22 protein-coding genes are annotated in these 17,624 nt (G+C 45.9%); 4 read left to right on the forward strand and 18 right to left on the reverse strand.

The features are described from left to right. Window position 1: 1 nt before the first annotated feature. Complete coding sequence (locus tag J9789_RS13375; RefSeq protein ID WP_169319089.1) at window positions 2-1,660, forward strand: recombinase family protein; 1,659 nt, start codon at window positions 2-4, stop codon at window positions 1,658-1,660. After that, complete coding sequence (locus tag J9789_RS13380) at window positions 1,645-3,171, forward strand: recombinase family protein (RefSeq protein WP_169319087.1); 1,527 nt, start codon at window positions 1,645-1,647, stop codon at window positions 3,169-3,171. Before J9789_RS13375 ends, J9789_RS13380 begins: the two co-directional genes overlap by 16 nt. On the opposite strand, the gene J9789_RS13385 is transcribed toward J9789_RS13380, so the two are convergent. Together J9789_RS13385 and J9789_RS13390 are read right to left on the reverse strand one after the other, a co-directional pair. Beyond that, a complete protein-coding gene (locus J9789_RS13385; protein ID WP_209346202.1) occupies window positions 3,144-4,190 on the reverse strand; it encodes a site-specific integrase in 1,047 nt (348 codons plus the stop codon). The two genes, J9789_RS13380 and J9789_RS13385, sit on opposite strands and share 28 nt — an antisense overlap. Before the next feature lie 13 nt (window positions 4,191-4,203). Beyond that, a complete protein-coding gene (locus J9789_RS13390) occupies window positions 4,204-4,392 on the reverse strand; it encodes a hypothetical protein (protein WP_004010379.1) in 189 nt (62 codons plus the stop codon). 166 nt (window positions 4,393-4,558) lie between these two features. On the opposite strand from J9789_RS13390, the gene J9789_RS13395 reads away from it, so the two are divergent. Further along, entirely contained in the window at window positions 4,559-5,116 is a 558-nt protein-coding gene (locus J9789_RS13395; RefSeq protein ID WP_004010378.1) for a helix-turn-helix transcriptional regulator, read from the forward strand. A 504-nt stretch (window positions 5,117-5,620) separates the two neighbouring features. On the opposite strand, the gene J9789_RS13400 is transcribed toward J9789_RS13395, so the two are convergent. The 15 genes from J9789_RS13400 to J9789_RS13470 all read right to left on the reverse strand — a co-directional run bounded on the left by J9789_RS13400 (window position 5,621) and on the right by J9789_RS13470 (window position 15,480). After that, window positions 5,621-6,226, reverse strand: coding sequence for a lactate utilization protein (locus J9789_RS13400; protein ID WP_209346204.1), 606 nt, complete (start codon window positions 6,224-6,226; stop codon window positions 5,621-5,623). Between the two features lies 1 nt (window position 6,227). After that, entirely contained in the window at window positions 6,228-6,665 is a 438-nt protein-coding gene (locus tag J9789_RS13405) for a GNAT family N-acetyltransferase (RefSeq protein WP_209346206.1), read from the reverse strand. A 15-nt stretch (window positions 6,666-6,680) separates the two neighbouring features. Beyond that, a complete protein-coding gene (locus J9789_RS13410; protein WP_209346208.1) occupies window positions 6,681-7,214 on the reverse strand; it encodes a GNAT family N-acetyltransferase in 534 nt (177 codons plus the stop codon). A 17-nt stretch (window positions 7,215-7,231) separates the two neighbouring features. Further along, window positions 7,232-7,894, reverse strand: a complete 663-nt coding sequence (locus J9789_RS13415; RefSeq protein WP_209346210.1) for an MmcQ/YjbR family DNA-binding protein — start codon at window positions 7,892-7,894, stop codon at window positions 7,232-7,234. A 147-nt stretch (window positions 7,895-8,041) separates the two neighbouring features. Further along, window positions 8,042-8,395: a thioredoxin family protein gene (locus tag J9789_RS13420; RefSeq protein WP_209346212.1), complete on the reverse strand. Its 354-nt coding sequence runs from the start codon at window positions 8,393-8,395 to the stop codon at window positions 8,042-8,044. An 18-nt stretch (window positions 8,396-8,413) separates the two neighbouring features. Next, entirely contained in the window at window positions 8,414-9,427 is a 1,014-nt protein-coding gene (locus J9789_RS13425) for a permease (protein ID WP_209346214.1), read from the reverse strand. A 109-nt stretch (window positions 9,428-9,536) separates the two neighbouring features. Beyond that, window positions 9,537-9,818 (reverse strand): metalloregulator ArsR/SmtB family transcription factor, encoded by a 282-nt coding sequence (locus J9789_RS13430; protein WP_178418505.1) that lies wholly within the window; start codon window positions 9,816-9,818, stop codon window positions 9,537-9,539. A gap of 156 nt (window positions 9,819-9,974) precedes the next feature. Then, complete coding sequence (locus tag J9789_RS13435; RefSeq protein ID WP_209346216.1) at window positions 9,975-10,337, reverse strand: DUF4180 domain-containing protein; 363 nt, start codon at window positions 10,335-10,337, stop codon at window positions 9,975-9,977. Then, window positions 10,327-10,731, reverse strand: coding sequence for a helix-turn-helix transcriptional regulator (locus tag J9789_RS13440; protein WP_209346218.1), 405 nt, complete (start codon window positions 10,729-10,731; stop codon window positions 10,327-10,329). Before J9789_RS13440 ends, J9789_RS13435 begins: the two co-directional genes overlap by 11 nt. 112 nt (window positions 10,732-10,843) lie before the next feature. Continuing rightward, window positions 10,844-11,221 (reverse strand): TnpV protein, encoded by a 378-nt coding sequence (locus J9789_RS13445; protein ID WP_209346220.1) that lies wholly within the window; start codon window positions 11,219-11,221, stop codon window positions 10,844-10,846. Window positions 11,222-11,230: 9 nt separating this feature from the next. After that, window positions 11,231-12,484 (reverse strand): plasmid recombination protein, encoded by a 1,254-nt coding sequence (locus J9789_RS13450; RefSeq protein WP_209346221.1) that lies wholly within the window; start codon window positions 12,482-12,484, stop codon window positions 11,231-11,233. 285 nt (window positions 12,485-12,769) lie between these two features. Beyond that, window positions 12,770-13,744, reverse strand: a complete 975-nt coding sequence (locus J9789_RS13455) for an AAA family ATPase (RefSeq protein WP_209346223.1) — start codon at window positions 13,742-13,744, stop codon at window positions 12,770-12,772. Between the two features lie 136 nt (window positions 13,745-13,880). Then, window positions 13,881-14,216 carry a hypothetical protein gene (locus tag J9789_RS13460; RefSeq protein ID WP_178418499.1) on the reverse strand — a complete coding sequence of 112 codons (336 nt, stop codon included), beginning with the start codon at window positions 14,214-14,216 and terminating at the stop codon, window positions 13,881-13,883. Next, window positions 14,206-15,291: a site-specific integrase gene (locus tag J9789_RS13465; protein ID WP_022236795.1), complete on the reverse strand. Its 1,086-nt coding sequence runs from the start codon at window positions 15,289-15,291 to the stop codon at window positions 14,206-14,208. Before J9789_RS13465 ends, J9789_RS13460 begins: the two co-directional genes overlap by 11 nt. After that, window positions 15,292-15,480 carry a hypothetical protein gene (locus tag J9789_RS13470; protein WP_022236794.1) on the reverse strand — a complete coding sequence of 63 codons (189 nt, stop codon included), beginning with the start codon at window positions 15,478-15,480 and terminating at the stop codon, window positions 15,292-15,294. 337 nt (window positions 15,481-15,817) lie between these two features. Between J9789_RS13470 and J9789_RS13475 the strand changes: the two genes are divergently transcribed. After that, window positions 15,818-16,345: a helix-turn-helix transcriptional regulator gene (locus J9789_RS13475; protein WP_178418497.1), complete on the forward strand. Its 528-nt coding sequence runs from the start codon at window positions 15,818-15,820 to the stop codon at window positions 16,343-16,345. A gap of 475 nt (window positions 16,346-16,820) precedes the next feature. Here J9789_RS13475 and J9789_RS13480 read toward each other — a convergent pair whose 3' ends face one another. Further along, window positions 16,821-17,621 (reverse strand): hypothetical protein, encoded by an 801-nt coding sequence (locus J9789_RS13480; RefSeq protein WP_176923698.1) that lies wholly within the window; start codon window positions 17,619-17,621, stop codon window positions 16,821-16,823. Between the last annotated feature and the right edge of the window lie 3 nt (window positions 17,622-17,624).

A 17,624-nucleotide genomic window follows, 5' to 3' on the forward strand; every position in this document is an offset into this window, starting at 1 on the left:
TGTGGCAAGAAAAAGCAGAAAAGAAACTGTGGTGCTTCCCGCACCGGAGATAGATACCTCTTGCCGCGCCGGAGTTTATGTGCGGCTTTCCGTTGAGGATAAGCATACTCACACCACCTCTATTGAAACCCAGCAGCTGATTATCGCCCGGTATCTGGAGCAGAACCCGGAGATTATTGTGGTACAGACCTACATTGACAATGGCGCAACGGGCACGAACTTCCACCGACCCGGCTTCCAGCAGATGCTCTCCGATATTGAAGCGGGGCTTATCAACTGCGTCATTGTAAAAGACCTCTCTCGCCTGGGGCGAAATGTCATAGACACCGGCTACTACATTGAGCGTTACTTTCCCATGCAGAAAGTCCGCTTTATTGCCGTGAATGACCGCTACGATTCTTCTTCCCCGGACAATGCACACGATGGTATCATCATTCCGTTGCGGAACATGATTAACGAAGCCTATGCGATGGATATTGCCAGAAAAATCAAAGCCCAGCAGCGGCAGGCCATGAAAGACGGCAAGTATGTCGGTGGGCGTACACCCTATGGATATTTGAAGGCTCCTGATGACTGCCACCAGCTGATTGTTGACCCGGTGGCTGCCGAGGTAGTCAAAACCATGTTCCAATGGGCCGCCGAGGGCGCAGGATTAAACACCATAGTGGTACGATTGAACGAGGCCGGGTATCTCTCTCCCAGCCACTACAAGAGAACCTTGGGAGAGATCACCCATGAGAATCTGGTGGGAAACGGGCATTGGCAAACCCGCACCGTTTCCAAGATTCTCCGCGCAGAGGTTTATACCGGCGATCTGGTGCAAGGGGTTTCCAAAATCATTGACCATAAGCAGGTCAGAGCCAGCGCAGATGAATGGACAACAGTGCGCGGCACCCATGAAGCCATCATCAGCCGGGAGCTGTTTGCCGCTGTTCAGAAAGCATTGGACCAGGCTGCACAGCAGGCCAAAGACAGGGAGATACATTCCTGGTCTCCCAATCTTTTGAGAGGAAAGATCTTCTGCGCCCACTGTGGTCATAGCCTTCATCGGCAAAAATGCGTCCGCAGAAAATCACAAGAGGTATATGTCTATCACTGTATCAGCAATAACCGCATCAAAAAGGGTGTTTGTCCTGGTGCGTTTATCTTTGAAAAAGAGCTGCTGGACGCCCTGGCCGATATGATACAGGAACAGCTTGATACCACGCTGGGGCAATACTCTCTCGGTCTGGAAAACCTCACCAAAGAAGCCGAGGAACAGAAAAATATACAGGCTAAAATCGCCAGCCGAAAACAGGAAATCCAACAGCTGCGTACCTACCAGCGCGGATTGTATGAGGGCCTGATCCAGAACCATCTGTCAAAAGACGAGTATTTTACCTTCAAGGAGAAGTACGAAGCCAAAATCGAGGCCATCAGCGAGGAAGTCGAACAACTGAAAGCAGGGCTTGCGATTATCGCCAAGCAGCTGGAACAGTATAAAATGCTGTCCCAGGATGCACAGCATATCAAGGAAGATCGCCAGCTGACGGCAACTCTGATTGACCGGCTGATTGACCGTGTAGAGGTTTCAAGGGAGAAACGAATTACGGTTCGTTTCCGTTTCCAGAGTGAATTTGAACATTGTGAGGAGGTGCTGAACCAGTGCAGAAATATGTAATTGCCCTTTATATCCGCCTTTCCCTGGAGGATTATAAATACGACAGTATGAGCATTGAAAACCAGCACCTTGCGCTGAACGAATTTGTTTCTTCCATGCCGGAGTCCGCCCATGCAGAAATCCTTGAGTTTATCGACAACGGATATAGCGGGACAAACTTCGAGCGCCCCAAAGTCCAGGAGCTGATTGAGATGGTGCGGGCCAATAAGATCGACTGCATCATCGTAAAAGACTTTTCCCGTTTTGGACGAAACAGCATTGAAACTGGCTATTTCATTGAGCGTGTATTTCCGCTGTTTCACACCCGGTTCATTTCCATCAACGATGATTTTGACAGCGATCAGCACAAGGGCGATACCGGCGGTATGGATGTGGCTTTCAAGTATCTAATCAGCGAGTATTACAGCCGGGATATGTCCATCAAGACCAAAAGCGCCAAGTACGCCAAAATGCAGCGCGGTGAATACCAGAGCAAAGTTTGCCCTTACGGGTATCGCAAAAGCGCCGATGGCAGAATGGAACCGAACCCGGAAACCGCTGCTGTGGTACAGCTCATTTTCCAACTTGCTGCAACCGGCATTGGAGCGGCAGCCATTACCAGAGAGTTGTTCAAGCAAGGTATCCCGACCCCTGGAGAATACAAAGCAGCTCATGGGCAGCAATTCCATGATGTTTCCCGCACCCGTGGCCGTTGGAGCAGTTCTACGGTTCTTCGTATCCTGGAAGATGAACGCTATATCGGCTCCTATGTCATCGGGCGTCGTGCTGTTATTGAAGTAGGTGGTACACGAAGCCGCAGGAAAGAGCGGGACAAGTGGTTTATTATTCCCGACCATCATCCGGCAATCGTGGACAAAGAACTATTTGAAAAGGTTCAGGCTGTGCAGCGCCGGTTTTCCTTGCCGAACAAGAAAACCAGGGAGTACCCACTGAAAGGCAAAGTCTATTGCGGCTGCTGTGACCATACGCTCTCCCGCATCGCTCAAAAGAAACCGTTTTATATGTGCCGCCATTCTACTGCCGATGTGAACAGCCGCTGCCGCGATGTCCGGGCAGATGCTGCCGGTTTGGAAGAAGCAGTCCTCCTCACTTTGAAAAAGCAGCTGGAAATCCTGTTGCCCGTCCATGAGGACGGCACCATTCACCTGGAGGCCACCGCTGCCAAATGCTCAGAATATGAAAAGCGGCTGGACGCTCTGAAGGACCAGAAGCAAGCTCTCTTTGAACGGTATCTCCTGGGGCAAATCGAGCTGGACACATATAAATCGGAGAAAGCAGTTTATGACGCAGAAATACTGAAAGTCAAAAATGCCTATGCTGCTGTCACCGCCCAGACAAAGCTGAAGCGAGAAGAACAGGCCCGCCAAAGCAGCCGACAGGGGATTGCTCACTCGATTGCCGAAGCAGATGTGCTAACCTCGGAGCTGACCGATCTGCTGATTGAAAAGGTGTATGTATTCCCCGACAATCGCATTGAGATTGTTTACAAGGTCCATGACCTCTTTGAATAATTGAAGGTGCAAAAACGGAAAACCCAGGCTATCAAATCCACCTTGATAGCTTGGGTTTTCTGCTTTTCAGAATTATATTTTTTTGTCGTGTGCTTGACATACGGGTGCCTCAGGTCGTGTATTCTGATCCGCTTTACCCCGGCCTCTTTCGCACCCCTGTCCATCTCCCGGTGGAGGTAGGATTTTGTCACCGTGAAAATGCGGTCGGTGGGCTTCACCCCATACAGGCTCTTGATATAGTCTCGCATTTCTTCACAGAGGAAAGCGGGCATTTGAATGACCCGGTTGCTCTTAGGGGTCTTGGGGTCGGTAATCACATCCTTGCCCTTAATCCGCTGGTAGGACTTGGAGATGGTGACGGTCTGTTTCTCAAAGTCGAAGTCGCCAGGAGTGAGGGCCAGCAGCTCCCCCTCCCGGACGCCGCACCAGTAGAGCATTTCAAAGGCGTAATAGGAAAGGGGCTTGTCCATCATGGCCTCGGCGAATTTCAGATACTCCGCCTTTGTCCAGAACAGCATTTCCCGTCCCTTTGGCTTTCCCATATTGCCCGCCTGGGCAGCGGGATTGACCTTTAGATTGTAGTGCCGTACCGCATGGTTGAACACGGCGCTCAACTGATTGTGCAGCGTTTTTAAGTACACCGGAGAGTAGGGCTTGCCGTTCTTGTCCCGGTAACCCAGCATTTCATTCTGCCAGGCGATGACCTCCTTGGAGTGAATGTCGCACATCTTCCGCTTGCCGAAGTACGGCACCAACTTCTTGTAGAGGATATGCTCTTTCGTCCCCCAGGTGTTTTCCTTGATACGGCCTTTCATGTCCGCCACATAGACAGCCACGAAGTTTTCAAAGGTCATTTCCAGGTCGGCGGTCTGTTGTTGCAGGAATGTCCGCTCCCACTCCAGAGCCTCCCGCTTGATGGGAAAGCCCCGTTTCATTTTCTTTACTTTCTTGCCCGTCCAGTCCTCGTAGTAAAAGGACGCATACCATGTGCCCTTTGCCTTGTCTTTGTATGCCGGCATTGTGGTTCCCTCCTTATTGTCTGTCCCGCAGCCCATAGAATTTTTCCTCGAAGTAGCGCCTGCTTACCCGTCCGGGAATGGTGAGAAAGCCTTTTTTCTTCAGCTCCTCGTTCATCTCCCGCACCAGCTTGTAGGCGTAGGGCTTGGAAATGCCCAGCTCCCTGGCGACCTCCTCTGCTCTCACAAACAGCTCCTTTTCCATGGTCAGCACCTCCTTATTTTAGTTTCGCAAATATGTTAATGTCACCATCTTCATTATACATTAACATAAGTGTTAATGTCAAGAATTTATTTCGCATTTTTGTTAAAGATTATCTTGCATCTTTCGCTTTTTTGCGCTATACTATTGGCAAAGGCGGTGGGATATTATGACAGTCGGAGACAAGATAAAGAAAATCCGCACCTTTCGAGGCATGACACAAAAGGAATTGGGGCTTGCTATCGGCTTTGAGGAAAAGGGAGCGGACAACCGGATCGCCCAGTATGAGACGAATTACCGTGTTCCGAAACGGGAACTGCTGGACAAGATGGCCGAGGCGCTGCGGGTAGACCGCCAGAACTTCTACACCATCGCCCCCGGCTCTGCCGAGGACTTCATGCGGACATTCTTCTGGCTGGACGAGGACAGCCCTGGCGCTATCCGCCTGTTCCAACTTGTCCGCAATCCGGGCAGAGCAGGGGCCGCTGATGATACCGCTGTACGGTACAATGATAGCGATGACTGGCCCGCACACCCTCCCGTGGGTATGTACTTCCAGTATGGCCTTGTGGACGAGTTCATGCGGGAATGGCTTTTTCGTCAGCAGGAGTTACACGCCGGGGAGATCACCAGGGAAGAGTATTTTGAATGGAAACTCAACTGGCCCCATACCTGCGACGATGGCCTGGAAAGCGAATATTATATCCCTTGGCGGAAAAATAAATAAGACAAGCAAAAAAACCGCCCTGCTGAATTTGTCGTTCAGCAGGGCGGTTTTGCTTGTCCTTTTGGGATTTTTCTCTTGAGAATACCGGGCGGACACAAATAGTATCAATCCAGTATCAAGAGCAGTATGGACGGGCAAAAAAGCCTGTATTCATGCGGGTTTTCGCCGTTTCGAGCGTCATTCCCACTCTTCTTACGAAGCTTAACTTAACACATTTTGTTTAGCGATTATTGCTTCGTATCCTCTTGATTATCTAATGTATTCGTATTATCCTGACTTAAAAAGCTCCTGTTATCATTTTGTTATCGAGGTTGATAACAAGAATAGTAACATCGTGGATAATAACAAGTGGTATATAAGTATTATAAACGATTTTGCTTGGAATTTCAAGGGTTACAAGGAAATATCTATAAACCAAAAGCCTTGCCTTATCTTAAATCACACATCACCTTCGCAATATCAGTATCTATATTTCACTCTTATTACTTATCAAATTTTTATTTATCAATATCCCAATTTTTCTCCAATCAAAATAATCTCAAACTCGCCCGTCATCGGCTTTGACCATAACACCGACAGTCCTCGGCAGATACGTTCGGGACTTTTGCAATCATAGCAACGAAGCTCACCAACGGCGCAGGGCGTTTTGAGTCCGAAGCGGCGGGCGTTCAGAGGCGATGCGATATTTCTCGCACGCCAAAGTGCGCTGTCGTAGTCTTTGGCAATTTTGTTTTCGCCTGCGACAAGATACACCTTTTCGTGTCCGTAAAAGATTGATGCCACACGATTGCAGTTGCCGTCGATATTGATGATCTCGCCCGTTTCGGCAAGTCCGTTGACCGAGGACACGTAGATCTCGGCGGCATTTGCGGCAAGGCGCACCTCTTTACTCGTTTTGCCTTCAGGAATACGCTGATGCCAACGCACGTCGTTATGTGTGGAAAGTGCCTCGTAAAGCCCCATTTCTTCTAACGTCATAGAGCCACCGAAGCCGACGGTCTTGCCATCAATCTCGCCGTTTATGTACTCGGTCGCTTCTGCTGTCGTATCAAAGCAGGATACCTTGTAACCGAGGGCTTCTAATTTCTTTTTTATCGTATCGAAGTTCATTTTAAGTATCCTTTCGTACCATTTCCACAAGGGCTTTGTTGCGGTAGGTAAGGTCGTTCCTGACCGTAAAACCTTGCTTTTCCCAAAAGGCGTTGCCGCCTTGATTTCGCTCAAACACCACAAGCGCTACTTTAGTTATGCCGACAGACCTCAAGGTTTCCAGTGCCGCCGACACGAGCGCCGATCCAATGCCTTGTCTGTGATAGTCGGGATGCACCGCTGTGTGATAGATAAATCCGCGCCTACCGTCGTTGCCTGCCATAATGACACCGACAAGCCTACCGTCGCGCTCTGCGACAAAGCAGGTATCGGGGTTGCGGTCAAGAAAACGGACAATGCCACTTTCTGAATCGTCTACATCGTTTAGCCCCATGCCTTTATTGGCAAGCCATAGGTTATATACATCGCTGTAATCTGCTATTTGCATTTTGCGTATCATTGTCGTTTTCCTCACTTATTTGTTCGTATAGTAGAAGAAAATATCCTTCTTGTTCTCCTGCGACGTGCCGTTATACACGTGGGTGTTCAGCCCACCGATCTCAAAGCCGTTGCCAAGATAAAAGTGGCAGGCACCGAGATTGTTGTCCTGACCTTGCGTGTAAACGCCGATGTAGCCGTTATCCTTTGCGACCTTTTTGGACTCGTCAATCAGCATTTTGCCGACACCTTTACTGCGATACTCGGCGTTGACCTTCAAGTCATAAAGGTACATATATTTGAACATATCGTGGCGCAGAATGGCAAGACCAATGCATTTGTCCCCGTCGTATGCGCCGATAAAAATGTGCTTCTTTGCCATCTTATCATAATTGTAATTCTCGTCGGGAAAGCACATTTGGGTGTGGTTTTCGGGCGGGAATACAAGCTCCGTATGATCCCATTTGCCGTTGTTGTAGGACGGCAGCATCAGTCCGAATAGTCGGAAAGGGTGATTGGGAATGTTAATATCGTCTTTTCTATCACTATCTATAATTTTTACAGTTATCATTAAAATCACCTTCAAATTCACTTTTTTGCAAGTCGGTAGCTTTCGTCAATCCGAGTGCAAACTTCCTCGGTCTGTATGCGACCGTCAAGGATAATCGTGTACCAATTCTTTTTGTTCATGTGCCAACCGGGGAAATAGCGGACGTTGTCAATCGTCTGCTCCATAAGTTCCTTTTCAAGCCGCAGGTCTATAATTTCAAGAATTTCATCGGTCGGGAGTCCCAACTTGCGTCCCGATACGGTAAGAATTGCGCCGTACCATTTTTGGTTGTCTTTTCTTCTCCATACGGCATTGTCGGGAAACTTTTCCCATAGATATTCAAGTTCATCACCGTATGTATCCCGAACATAATCGATAACCGCAAGCGTTTGGTCGTTTTTGAAAACGGAAAAATCAAAGCATTTACCAGCGATCTCTGAAAGAACGCTCCCGATCTCGGTTCTTACTTCACCTACAAAAGAGCCTGCCGCACTCGTCTTATACAAAACATACGGCTCATCGGTTTCTTTTTCTACAAGTCGTGTATCGACATTGCCGTTCTTCGTCACCAAAACGGTAAGCAAAAAGGCTTCGTTCATAATAGGCACAGTATATTCAAAGCTACCATTTCGCATTTCAAAACCGAAACTCTGTAGTTTTTCGATATTTAGCTTTCTTCTATGGAAAATATCTTCAAACATAACTGTGCCTGCCTTTGTTTTCAAACTTGAAAGTTCATTTTTAATGTATTATATCACAGAAATATGACTTTTTCTACCTGTTTTACAAAGTAAAGCGGCGGCAAGGAGTTTTATTCTCCCTGCCGCCGTTAATCATAGTGATAAATTTTACTTGTTCCATTCGGAGAGCAGTTTCACCACATCTGCCGTTTTCAACACCTTGCCCATTGAAACCACCTGCTCGTTCACCACAAGCGCCGGAATGTGCATAACACCATATTCCATTACTTTGGGCAGATCGGTAATGTATTCAACCTCGATGTCTAACCCCATATTCTTTACCGCTTCTTTTGCGAACTTCAGTTGTTCGTGGCAAGAACCACAGCCTGCACCAAGAACTTTAATGCTTTTCAGTTCGTCATTTCCTTTTTCTACTGTCGGCCCAGCAATTTTTGTTTCTGCGTCAAAACCACAACAGCAGCAAGACTGCTCTTTTTTCTTTCCGAAATTAAATAATGCCATAATTATTACCTCCAAATTTTATATAATCAAAGGTTGGATCAGATTAAAGAAATATCCAACCACAATAATTCCTACCGTACATACTCCAATAAAGATGGCAAGCAGCTTTGGCTTAACTGCCTTGCGAAGCATAATCATAGAAGGCAGGGACAGCGTTGTAACACCCATCATAAAGGACAAAACTACACCAAGCAAAGCACCCTTTGCAAGTAAAGCTTCTGCAATCGGAATTGTGCCGAAAATATCTGCATACATAGGAATACCTGCGACAGTTGCAAGGATAACACCGAACGGATTGTTATCGCCAAGCACCTTTACGATAAAGTCTTCCGGTATCCAGTTATGGATAAAGGTGCCGACACCGACTCCGACCAATACATAGGGAAATACCTTCTTTGCAGTTTCAGCCACCTGCTCCCACGCAAATTTCATACGGTCTTTGAAATGCAGTTCCTCTTGCGGTACTTCAAGGGTATGACCGTTTCGGATATATTCCTCCACTTGATTTTCAAGGTGAAGCTTCTCGATAATTGTGCCGCCAAGAACGGCAATAACAAGACCGAGTATGACGTAGAGTACAGCAACTTTCCAACCGAAAATGCTCATCAACAACACAAGGCTGCCGAGATCGACCATCGGGGAAGAAATAAGGAACGAAAATGTTACACCGAGAGGAAGTCCCGCACTTGTAAAGCCGATAAATAACGGGATAGACGAGCAAGAACAGAAAGACGTTACTGTACCAAGCAAAGCGGCAACAATATTTGCTCCAATTCCGTGAAATCTGCCGAGTATCTTCTTTGTTCGCTCCGGCGGGAAATAGCTTTGAATATACGAAATAATCAAAATCAACACACCGAGCAATACCACAATTTTGATGGTATCATAGATAAAGAAATGAATGCTGCTGCCGATCTTGCCGGTTGTATCCAACCCAACGGCATTCAGAATCGTTGCAAGAAGCCGATCCAGCCAATTCATTCCGAGAACTTCATCTTGGATGAAGTTCCACACAGTTTTTAGTGCTTCCATAAGAAAAAGCTCCTTTCATACATAAATATATTGAGATGTGTCTATATATAGGTGTTAAAGGAAGTCGTGCGGAAAAGATTGGACTTCCTGCTTTTCACATCACGACTTGTTATCCCTTTGGGGCGGATGTTAACTCCTTTATACAATCCGCAGCGACTTTCGCCCCTTCTGCCGAAATGGAATAATACATCCACTTACCTTCTTTGCGACCAAGCACAATACCGGAGTCACAAAGAATTTTCATATGATGGGACAGCGTAGGCTGTGTTACATTGAGTTCATCAAGCATTTTACAAGCACACTTTTCGCCGCTTCGGAGCATTTTCAAAATGCGGATACGGTTTTCATCGCAAAATGCTTTGAAGATCAACGCCATCTTTTTTTCATCCATCCGAAACACCTCCAATAGGCAATCATCTATATGTATTATATGCAATACATAGATGTTTGTCAATAGGTTTTGCAAAAAAAAGAAGCGGCGGCAGAGAAATTTTATTCTCCCTGCCGTCACTGACGTTATGCGAATATCAATTCTGCTTATTGACAATTATCTCGTCAACCTTTCAAGTGCCTCATCCTGCGTAGCAACAAAGAACACATCCTTGCCTTTATTACTCTCGTAAATAAAATCCTTCAGCGGCTTGCTTGTATAGTGAGAATAATCTCCGAAGATGGCGAGTTTTGCTTGATAGGTGATGAATTTTTCGAGTATCTCGCCCGCAAGACCTCGACTAAGGATAAAGAAGTCATCGGCTACGGCACTTTTTTCAATGGCAATCAGATTTGTGCCAACCTCATATTTAGCGGTCATAATGAGGTCAAGTGCCGATTGCACATCGGTCAATACTTTTTCAGTTCCCGTGATCACGGCAACCGTTTTTTCATTTCTTATAAATTTCTCAACATTCATTTTCTGTTTCTCCATTTGTTATTTCACGATTGGCAGTTTCCTCCTGCAATATCCTGCGAACCGCCTCTTTCAATTTTGCATTAGCCGGCGATGACGGATCAAAGCACATCGAAAGAAACGATGAGAGTTGTGTGTCCTCTAACGGTTTTGGCTGAGCGTCGTACAACTGTCCGTGCGGCTCGTCACATCTTCCGAAAATATAATCCAGCGATACATTGAAAAAATCCGCATACTTCATCAACACACCGTAAGGCGGAAAGGATTGAGTGTTTTCATAGCGAAAGATGGCAGGCTGATCTAAATCAAAAACAGCCGCAAGCCTTGCTTGTGAGACGTGTATTCCTTCTCTCAGCTCGGTCAATCTTTTTGCAACAATGGCAGGTTTCTTTTCCATAATATTCTCCCATAATCGTGATAATATAAATATTATATACAAAATTTATATTATTGTCAATACGCATAATGAATTAACGGCAGGGATTTTTATCTCCCTGCCGCCGCTGACGTTATGCGAATATCAATTCTGCATTTACAATTTCCGTTGCTCTGCTATGAATATTATTCATACGACCAACCCACTCCATTTGATTATCCGCTTTAAGTTTTTCGGTAACTCCCTCACGCTCTGCCATCTCCTTTACAAGCCTAAGAAACATATCCTCTGCCTGCTTGTCGATCTCGGTAAGGTGGTCATTGAGTTTTCCGGTGGTGAGCAAATTGGTGTATAAAACCTTTCGGTTTTGCTTCAAATGCCGCAATCGCCGCTGTCCCCATAAGCCGATTTCGGTTTCTTTTTCGTGTGGTAATTGCAGATCGGGCAGATAATAATCGCCCTGCAAAGTGTAGCGGATGCCCGTTCTTTCGTCTGTGAAATGCTGTTTCATTGTGTGTTCCTACCTTTCATAATTTCTATTTTTTGAGCGTTGCCCACGCTCTTGGGGTTGATTTTTGGGTGCAGGAATCGGCTCATACATAATGCTCTTTTCCTGCTTCTTAAAGCGTTCAAGAATACCATCTATAAATTCCTTAACCGCTTTCGGTGCAGCCTTCAATGCTTCAAGATACGGGCGGCACTTCTCGGTCAGCTCAGATAACGCTTCCTTCAGCCGAGAAACTTCCGATTGTAACGACCATATCTGCCGTGACAAATATCGGTTTTGGTCTTGCAATTTTCGCACCTCGGACTCTGCCGAGTAGCTACGCTTCGCAAGAGAAGTCAGCTTCTGATAGTCCTCTGCCGACACGGTGTATTTGCCTGTGAGAGATTTTTTGCCGGAATTGTCTATCTCCATAAAAGTCATTGAAGCGGTTTTCTTATCATCATAACGCACTTGCACATCGGCAATTTTCTCTTGCAGATCGGACAGCCGCTTTTGATCCTGCTTAATCTTGTGTTCGAGCGAGGTGAGATTTTCAGCGGTGCTGCCACGCTCTCCACGGCTGAAACCGTCAAAGCCTGCACTCTGCATATGCTCATAAAATTTGTCTTGCAGAACGCTGTAGGAAGCGTGATAAACTTGTTTCCCTTTGCTGTTGAGGATGGGATTTCCATCTTCGTCAAGTGCTTTTTCGGAACGCCATTTCTTTGAATGGCTTACTTGATGGATGACCTCTTTGACCGTTCCCACAAGTTCGGGATTTTTGCACCGCTTCGACCAACGTACTTCTTTATCCACCACCGGCAATGCCATAATGTGCAAATGGTAGTGATAAATCGGTCTGCCGTATTTCTCGGTCATTGCTACGTTCAGCTCGTCAGCGTGCATTACGGCGGAGAAAATATTGTCCTTGCCGTATATTTTTTCTGCAAAGCGGAACGCTTCTTCATAGAATCTGCAAGCAAAATCATAGCCGCCGTTCTTCTCAAAATACTCGGTGTTGACATCCATAATCATCTCGTCAAAGACCTTCGCATCGGGTTTCAAACCTTTCAGCGACACCGTTCCTGCGGCAATCATTTGGTCGAGGTATTCATTATAGGTCAGCTCACCGCAACCCTTAAAGCTAACGTTCATCGGGGTACGGGAGAGGTCAACGTTCATATTTTCATAACTCTCGTTTTTGCGTTCAATGTGTCGCTCAAACTTGCCGACAGATGCTCTCGTTCGGGTTTCCACACGAGCGACACTAAAATTTTCCTTCGCCATCTTCTCACTTCCTTTCCATAGGCGAAATTTTGGAGAGCCGCTGTTACACAACTTTTTCAAAGTGTGTAACCCACTATGACACTTTCAGCAATTCTGCTGCAAAGATGTCGTGGGCTCTCCGAGGGGGTGTAGGGCGTTGCCCTGCTTACTGCGGTAAGCACCCAGCAGAGCTGCCCTTTGAAAATGGCACCCTGCACCCCGCCGAAACTTTCGTATTGCTCACTACCACCCGAAAAAGAACATTGCAAGATTGCGAAAGTCCCGCACCTTTGCAATGTTGCAACCTTAAAAGTTGCCTGCTTCTTTTTCATCGGGTAGTTCCCAATACCATTGACTGCCTTCCTTAACAGACCGCACCCTCAGCGTTTTCTTCGCTTCGTCAAGCACTCGTTTGGAGATACCCAAACGCTGTGCTTTCTGCAGCACGATTTGTTGCGGATACTTCCCATCGGAAAGGCAGTCAACGATGAGGCTTTCAGCCATATCGGATTTCTTCTCACGACTAACACCGCTGAGAAGATCGTCGATAGAAATATCATAATGACCGAGCCATCGAAACCCGTTTGCTTCGCTCAGTTCAAAGGCAATAGGTTTACCTTCCGGTGCAAGTGATGACTTTTGATGTGCTGCCACACGCACCTCCGGCTTGTCCTTTACTCTGCCGACCACAAGGACGCTTCGTGCCGTTGCTTGAAAGTCAATAGAGCCAAGACCTCTATAATTGGATTTATTACCCTGCGCCTTGTTCAAATGCCCTACAAGGATAATCGCACAGCGATATTTCTCTGCGATCCTGCCAAGTTGGGAGAGAATATTTCTGACTTCGTTCGCTCGGTTCATATCGACCTTAGCGCCGATATACGCCTGCATCGGATCCAAGATAATTACCCTTGCTCCCGTTTCAGCAATAGCCTTTTCTACACGCTCGTCAAGCATTGTAAGCGCCGCTTCGGATTCGTCTATCACCTTAATCTGTGAGCAGTCCGCATTGCCTGCAAGCAGGCGGGGCTTGATGGTATCACCAAGTCCATCCTCTGCGGTCTGATAGATGATTTTGATCGGCTCACGTGCGGTATCGTCGCAGGGAAGTTTTTCTCCCCTCGACAACAGCGCCGCCAACCGCAAAATCAAGGTTGTTTTACCTTCGCCGCCGTCACCGTGAATGATTGTCAGTTTCCCGTATGGGATATAGGGATACCACAACCATTCCACTTCCTCGACGGCAACCTCATCCATACTGATGATTTTAAGTTCTGCCATAGGCATTACCTCCTTTCAATTTTCATCAAAACTATTGAAATTGAAGGAGAAGTCGGTTATAATAAGGACAGTACATTTTTGAGAAGACTGTTCCGTATCTGCGCCAACAGATACATTGGGAACAGTCTTTTCGGTTTTATACGCCAACGCCGCCGTCTCCTTTCATTCCATATAAGGTGGTGTTTATCTGCTCAATGGTGTCGAGCAGTTCATCGGTTACGTTGCCGCCGCTTTCGATACGCTTCAGTTCTGAAAGAACAGCGGCAAGCTCATTGCGAAGTGCCTTATACACTCTCGGATTACCGACTACCGTTATCTCCTGCTGCAAGGAGCGAGAACAAAGGTAGTCTTGTTTAGTCAGTCCCGACAGCCTTACGTTCGTATCGAGCTGATCGGCTTCTTCGGGAGACATACGGAAAGCAACAGTTTTGCTTCTCCAACGGTTGTGACGGTCAAGATTTTTAGCAGACATTGGTTATATCCATCCTTTCATAATCTAATTTCTTTGCCATTTCCACTTGCTTTGATGGAAACAGATGTGCGTATCGGTAGGTTATCTCAATGCTTTCGTGTCCTACACGGTCAGCGATTGCCACCGCCGAAAATCCCATATCAATTAAAAGGGAAATATGGCTGTGTCTGAGATCGTGAATACGAATACGCTTTACCCCTGCGGCTTTTGAGCCACGCTCCATCTCTCTGCTCAAATAATGCTTTGAGATATTGAAAATGCGGTCTTTTTTGCCCACGCCGTAGAGCATACCGAGATAATCCTGCATTTCTTCACAAAGAAACTGCGGCATTTTAATGGTACGGTTGCTTTTCTTGGTTTTAGGTGTGGTAATCACATCCCGCCCTTTCAAACGCTGATAGGATTTGTTAATGGTAAGCGTACCTTTTACAAAATCGAAATCGGCAGGGGTTAATGCCAACAGTTCGCCTTCACGGATGCCGCACCAATATAAAACCTCAAAAGCATAGTAGGAAACGGGTTTGTCCATCATTTCATCCGCAAACTTTTTATACTCGTCTTTTGTCCAAAACTTCATTTCCTTGCGTTCCTCTGTGCCCATATTTCCGGCTTTGGAAGCGGGGTTGGAACGAAGGTCATAGTGTCTGACAGCGTGGTTAAAAATGGCGCTGAGTTGATTGTGGACGGTCTTGAGATAGGTCTGCGAATATGGCTTGCGGTTTTCGTCACGGTAGGCAAGCAGTTCATTCTGCCACGCCATAACATCCTTCGTGGTTATCTCGCTGATAATTCGCTTTGCAAAGTAAGGCATAATCTTGGTTTCCACGATATGCTCTTTGGTCAGCCAAGTGTTTTCTTTCAAGCGGGGCTTAATATCGTTTGCATAAAGCTCAAAGAAGGCTTCAAAGGTCATATCCATATCGGCGGCGTTCTGCTGCTGAAAGGTACGCTCCCATTCGACTGCTTCTTTTCTTGTTTCAAATCCTCGCTTGCATTTCTGCTTGCGTTCGCCCTTCCAATCTAAATATCGGGTAAGGACATACCAAGTGCCGTTGTCGCTCTTGTATACCGGCATTTATATCACCACCTTTCCATTGTGATAAAGTCTTTCGTAGAAATACTCTCGGTTGATACGCCCTGCGATTGTTATGAAGCCTTTAGCTTTTAACTCATCGTTCAACTGTCTTATGACCTTATAGGCGAATGAAGTTGAAACTTCGAGGACTTCCGCAACTTCTTCTACTCGCATAAATTTGTTTTCCATTCTGATCTTCCTTTCTTAATAGTAATTGTGATTTGTGCTGCCGTTCTGCCGTCACAAGTTCCTGCAGGCATTCCCACTTGTCGATGGGCGCTGTGCAGTCCCCTTACGGAGCGCTCACTTCCTTTCGGAAGGTCTTGGCGGTTTGTGCTTGATCGGACGGTCATTTAATTTTCTGCAAATACACTAACGGTATTTGTTTAACCATTATACCAAGCAAATTCCGTTAAGTCAAGAGGTTTGCAAGAAAATATTTAACTTTTTTGCTTTGGTTATCTTGACAACGCCCAAGCGTATATGCTATACTATGTTCACAGCACATAGATTGGAGAAGATAACTATGGCAATCGGTGAAAGAATACGTTTTTTGCGTAACCTAAAAGGTATGACTCAAAAGTGGCTCGGTATTGCTGTCGGTTTTCCCGAAAAGACCGCCGACATTCGTATGGCTCAATATGAGTCCGGCTCAAGAACACCCAAAGCAGATTTAACGCAATCGCTTGCACAAGTATTAGAGGTTTCGCCTTTGGCTTTGACCGTACCGGACATTGACAGCGAACTCGGTCTTATGCATACGCTTTTTACATTAGAGGATATTTACGGCTTCAAGATCGACAAGGTCGATGATGAAGTTTGTATCCGTCTTGACGGCAGAGTAGGTAGCAACGCTTCTATTCAGAAATACTTTGCTGCTTGGCAGAAGCAAGCTGAAAAGTACAGAAACGGCGAAATCTCCAAAGAGGAATATGACCGTTGGCGTTACAACTATCCTAAGTTCGATACCGAAAGCGGATGGGTTAAAGTCCCTTCACAAGAACTCAGCGATGCAATGGTCGAAGCATTCAAAGACCACTTAAAAGACAAATAAAGACGACAAAAAGCCCTTAACTGCGTTATCCACAGTTAAGGGCTTTCATCGTCTTATAATACGGTTACATTAGTCCCAATCCACGCATTGTTTATTCTGATAACCTGCAAACCATACGGGATATAGAATAAAGGGTGCTTCAAAGGGTGTTATCAAATTGTTATCAAAAGGGGTGGTCGAAGTCCGAAAAACCTTGATATTACTGGGTTTTTGAGCCTTCGTTAATTATTCCCATTCGCTCCTGTCAGAAGTTTTCTAAACAGATTTGCTTATGGGATTTAGTTCAGGGTATCGGCATTATTTTCATTATTCAGATAGTAGGGGCTATCTGATTTTATGTTGCCATGGTGTTGCCAAGAGTCCCAGCCTCAGTATAGCGGATTGTGTAGTGAGACTCAATACACCGAAACCACAAATTATGTTTTGAACACAAAACGATAGAGATTTTTTAGAGGAAGGGCAGCTTTTCTGCGAACTACCTAAGCTTTTTTAGTGGTATACATAGAACCTCGTATGCATATTTGTAGACATTATTGGATGCTTCATCCGGCGAAAAATCTCCGTGTGCAAGACAGCACCTAAGCATATACAACACGACCACTATTGCTCGACTTATTTTCACATCGTCTTTAACAAACGAATATGCGCCAATCTTTTTGCTCCTGTCTGGACTTCCTACATCCTCGGGCTTGGAAAGAACGGATTCAATCACATATGGAGTCATTTTGCCATAGCAGCGTAAACAAGATTCCCGTTGCGTAGGTGTCAAACTAACATATACTGATTGCTGTTGTAAGGCCTCTTCATCATACTCGTCTTGCTCAAAATGAAAAATCTCAACACCTGTACTTTTTTCTTTGACCGATGTAATAATTTTGCCGCGAATTCGAGTGCATTCGTAATGGTTTTTATAGTAATCAAAGCGTTCGGCAGCATTTAAGTTCTTAGAGGCAACGCTAGAGAAAGAAATAGCTTGTCTCGTACCTATGTATTCCTGCGTCATAAGAGCCGCATTTTGGAGCGCTTCATGCAAGTTTGCCACATTATCCCTGTAGGAAGCCCCCTCGGAGTCCTCTGCTCTCAAAAGATTTACGATATATTCTCTGAATCTATTAGATGTTTGAGCAATAGAATCAATATGCTCTTTATCGTTTTTTCCTGCAATTTCACCGCTATAGTTATACCACGCATTAAAGGCGATCCAGGCCTTCATAAAAGCAGAGTAATAATCAATTCTAATATCTATGGTATCTATCCAGTCTTTATAGCCAGGCATTCT

Origin of the sequence: Flavonifractor sp. AGMB03687, assembly GCF_017811815.1 — a bacterium.
Classification (GTDB): domain Bacteria; phylum Bacillota; class Clostridia; order Oscillospirales; family Oscillospiraceae; genus Flavonifractor.